We start from the raw sequence: 922 nt of genomic DNA, 5'->3' as shown, positions 1-922 counted from the left end.
CGCTCCTGCGCGGTTACCATATCCAGCTCATGTACGCGAATGTCCGGCTTCGCTGTCACCTGTTCCAGCAGCTGTACCAGATGACCTCGAATTTGCTCTACACTTTCCCGTTCAAAGGCCAGTGCATTATAACCGAAGCTCATGTGAATGGTGTTCCCTGGCAGTACCACCAGGTTAAAGTCATAGTTGGTCTGCTCGACAGACTCAGCTCCTGTGATGCTGAAGCTGGACTCATCACCGTTGCCTAATTGCTCCAATTGTTCCTCTACCGGATAGTTCTCAAAAATAAGAATATGATTGATCAAATCCTGCTTAAGCTCCGACAATCCCTGAATTTCATACAGCGGGTACGTATCATAGGCATGGGAAGCAATGGATTGCTCTTGGGTGTGCTTCATCACGTCTGAGAATAAGCTGTCCACTTGACTGCGGATGCGTACAGGAATGGTATTGATAAACAGACCAATGATGTGCTCCACATTTGGAATGTCTGCCGGACGTCCAGATACCACGCTGCCAAACACCACATCATCTGTGCCATTATATTTTTGCAGCAAAAGGCCCCACACCGTCTGCATCAACGTATTGATCGTTACCTGATAACGCTTGGCTACGCGCTGAATGCCTGCCGTTAGCTCCGCGCCCAAGTCAAAATCCAGACGATCCGCCTGATAGCCCGTTTTGCCCTGAATTTTAGCCTGTGGCAGGCGGGACTGTTCCTCATATCCTTCCAGAACCTTGCTCCAGTAACCTGATGCGGCCTGACGATCCTGCTGCTCCAGCCATTCGATATATTGACTGTATGGCGTTACAGGGGCCAGTTCCGGCTGCTTATGAGCCAATAGCGCAAAATAACTTGCAAACACTTCGCCTGTCACCAGCGACAAGCACCAGCCGTCCATCACGATATGATGGAAGCTCC

1 protein-coding gene is annotated in these 922 nt (G+C 50.1%); it reads right to left on the bottom strand.

Annotated features, from left to right (window positions below; genetic code table 11):
* On the bottom strand, positions 1–922 hold a 922-nt coding region (locus GRP75_RS28115; protein WP_237449244.1), incomplete at both ends, for a condensation domain-containing protein.

Source organism: Paenibacillus sp. OT2-17 (genome assembly GCF_009827695.1).
Lineage (GTDB): Bacteria > Bacillota > Bacilli > Paenibacillales > Paenibacillaceae > Paenibacillus > Paenibacillus polymyxa_B.
Note: the sequence above shows the minus strand (reverse complement) of the source record. Positions and strands in the feature narration are given on the sequence as shown.